This window comes from Streptomyces sp. NPDC060209, assembly GCF_042728155.1.
Classification (GTDB): Bacteria; Actinomycetota; Actinomycetes; order Streptomycetales; family Streptomycetaceae; genus Streptomyces.
Genome location: NZ_JBHWZS010000522.1, coordinates 1 through 2,983 on the forward strand (window position 1 = coordinate 1; position 2,983 = coordinate 2,983).

Here is a 2,983-nt window from a genome sequence, read left to right on the forward strand (position 1 = left end):
GTTTCCGCCTACGGACGTCAGGCGCGCGGCACCGTCTCACCCGACCCCGCGTCGACCACCTTCCGGCCGTCCAGAGGCGCGTCCAGCGTCACCGTCCGGGTCAGCTCCTTGGCGATCATGATGCAGGCCTTGCCGGGGTCCGGCTTCGACTCGGTGACGGTGACCCGCACCGTCGTGGAGTCCTCCGAGGCGCGGGCCGAGTACGTGCTGCACACGCCACCCCAGAACGTCACCTCCAGCGTCCGGCCGTCCGCGCTGTACGAGGTGATGCCCGCGCCCGCGCCGCCCGGGTCCTTCGTGGGCGTCGGAGAGGGCCGGGTGCTCTCCCGCGCCAGGTGGTCCGGGTCCACCGCGACCTGGACGACCGTGTTCCCGGGGCCGCCCCCTTCGGGCCGTACGGAGAAGAGCCACGAGGGTACGAGGATCTGCTCCCCGTCGGCGTACTGCGCCGCGAGCCCGAACTCGGCCTTCTCGACCGTCACCGTGGTGGCCGGCGGAGTCCCGTCCCGCGTACCGCAGTCGGTCTTCGGCGCGCTCGGGTCACCCTCCAGCGGCTCAGCGGTCGCGCAGCCGCCGATGTCGGGCTCGGCGGTCCGCCGGCTCTCCGCGTTCAGCTGCTTCAGCGCCTCGTCCGCGCCGGTCACCGGATAGGTGTCGCCCTTCTCCAGGCCCTTCATGCGCCCGCTGCCGCCGACGATCTCGCCCTCGGCACCCACCTGGATCCCGGTCGACCAGCCGTACGTCGGCAGCCCGCCCACCACGGGGTCGGCGTTGACCACCCGTACGGAACCCATCAGCTGGTCCGCGTCGAGAGCGGCGTCGTCCTGCCCCACGGCCTTCAGCACCGGGACCGCCGCCGCCTTGGCGGCCTTCTCGCTGACGGGCGAATCGGTCGTGGGCGTCCCGCCCTGCTTCGCGCAGGTCCGGGCGGACTCGCACGCGTCCGGGCCGCCGGAGCCGTACCGGGCGAACGTCCAGGTCCCGGGCGCCTGTTTGGTCACTTTCAGGACCGGTCCGGAACCGTCGCCGTCGCTGCCCACCTTCCACCCGGTGCCGTCCGTGTGCGGGGTGCCCTTCACCCCGAGCGCCTTCGCCAGCCGTGCCACCTCGGCCGCGGTCACCGTGCCCCCGGCGCGGTGGACGGCGGCGCTGCCGGGGCCGTCCGGCAGCTCACCGGACGCGCGGTAGACGACCCCGCTGCCGTGCGGATCGGGTTCGCCGGGCGCGATGCCGGGTGGCTGCCCCGACGGGCTGTCCGTGCGGTCCAGCGCGAGGAGCGGAGGGGAGCTGTCCCCGGATGCCGCCCGGCCGGCGTCCGTACCGCCGTCGCCCGACGCGGTCGAGGCCCAGTACGCCGCCCCGCCCCCGGCCAGCAGCACTGCCGCCGCCACCGAGGCCACCGCGAGTGGCGAACGCCGCCGCGGGCCGGTCACGTCATTGTCGGGTCGCTCGGTGCTCACCGGATCGCTCCTTCGGCTGCCTGGCCGTCACTGGCGCATCATCCGTCCCCGGGGCGGGGACACCGGTGGGACGGGCCAGGGGAGCGCACGGTTCCCCCGTGTGCGCGGGGGAACCGCCTACGGCCTTATCGGCCGGACCGGCCGGATCAGTCCCCGTAGTCGGACATGGCGTCGATCAGCCGGGCCGAGGACGGCGGCACGATGACGCCGTGGATGCGGGCGGGTTCCACCGGCTCGGTGCTGGTCTTCGCGGGTACGACCCAGTGCGGCGCCATCCGCGCGCAGTCACCGCGCAGCTCGGCCAGGCTCATCTCGGACTCACGCGGAACGATGTTGTTCGACATAACGGCACCGTACGCACGGTGGTGCCCAGGTAGAAAGACCTACTATCGGGTAGTTTTGCCCCTTCGAGCGCAGCGGCTTCACCGGGTAGCGTGAACTGTCACGCCGTCCCGGAGGGCGCGCTCACGCGTTCCCTTCGCCTTCCGCAGGAGCAGCCTCCCCGTGCGCATCGCAGTCACCGGCTCCATCGCCACAGACCACCTCATGACCTTCCCCGGCCGATTCGCCGACCAGCTGGTCGCCGATCAGCTGCACACGGTCTCGCTCTCCTTCCTGGTCGACAACCTCGACGTGCGCCGCGGAGGAGTGGGTGCCAACATCGCCTTCGGCATGGGCGTGCTCGGCACGCAGCCGATCCTCGTCGGCGCAGTCGGGGCCGATTTCGACGACTACCGCGCCTGGCTCGACCGGCACGGCGTCGACACCGACTCGGTCCGGGTCTCCGAGGTCCTGCACACGGCGCGCTTCGTCTGCACGACGGACGCCGACCACAACCAGATCGGCTCCTTCTACACGGGCGCCATGAGCGAGGCCCGGCTGATCGAGCTCAAGAGCGTCGCCGACCGCGTCGGCGGTCTCGACCTCGTCTCGATCGGGGCCGACGACCCCGAGGCGATGCTCCGTCACACCGAGGAGTGCCGCTCGCGGGACATCCCGTTCGCCGCGGACTTCTCGCAGCAGATCGCCCGGATGGACGGCGAGGAGATCCGGATCCTGCTCGACGGCGCGACGTACCTCTTCTCCAACGAGTACGAGAAGGGGCTCATCGAGTCCAAGACCGGCTGGAGCGACGAGGAGATCCTGTCCAGGGTCGGCCACCGCGTCACCACCCTCGGCGCCCGCGGCGTCCGCATCGAGCGCGCCGGCCAGGACCCCATCGAGGTCGGCTGTGCCGAGGAGGAGCGCAAGGCCGACCCGACCGGCGTCGGCGACGCGTTCCGCGCCGGTTTCCTCTCGGGCCTCGCCTGGGGTGTGGACCTCGAGCGCGCCGCCCAGGTCGGCTGCATGCTCGCGACCCTGGTCATCGAGACGGTGGGCACCCAGGAGTACACCCTGCGCCGCACCCACTTCATGGACCGCTTCACCAAGGCGTACGGCGACGAAGCGGCCTCCGAGGTCCGCAAGCACCTCTCCTGACGCTCGCGGTACCCGGGTCAGAGGAGCCGGCGGACCACATAGGC

At 72.2% G+C, this 2,983-nt stretch carries 3 protein-coding genes; 1 reads left to right on the top strand and 2 read right to left on the bottom strand.

All coding sequences use genetic code 11. The features are described from left to right. Nucleotides 1-17 precede the first annotated feature (17 nt). Entirely contained in the window at nucleotides 18-1,460 is a 1,443-nt protein-coding gene (locus ACFWFI_RS42150; protein WP_387401162.1) for a hypothetical protein, read from the bottom strand. 146 nt (nucleotides 1,461-1,606) lie between these two features. Then, nucleotides 1,607-1,804, bottom strand: a complete 198-nt coding sequence (locus tag ACFWFI_RS42155) for a hypothetical protein (protein WP_387401164.1) — start codon at nucleotides 1,802-1,804, stop codon at nucleotides 1,607-1,609. A 160-nt stretch (nucleotides 1,805-1,964) separates the two neighbouring features. Between ACFWFI_RS42155 and ACFWFI_RS42160 the strand changes: the two genes are divergently transcribed. Then, a complete protein-coding gene (locus tag ACFWFI_RS42160) occupies nucleotides 1,965-2,939 on the top strand; it encodes a carbohydrate kinase family protein (protein ID WP_387401166.1) in 975 nt (324 codons plus the stop codon). Nucleotides 2,940-2,983: the final 44 nt, after the last annotated feature.

Bases quoted from the DNA above. Each gene is read 5' to 3' on its own strand.
- ACFWFI_RS42155 (WP_387401164.1), bottom strand. From the start codon at position 1,804: ATGTCGAACAACATCGTTCCGCGTGAGTCCGAGATGAGCCTGGCCGAG.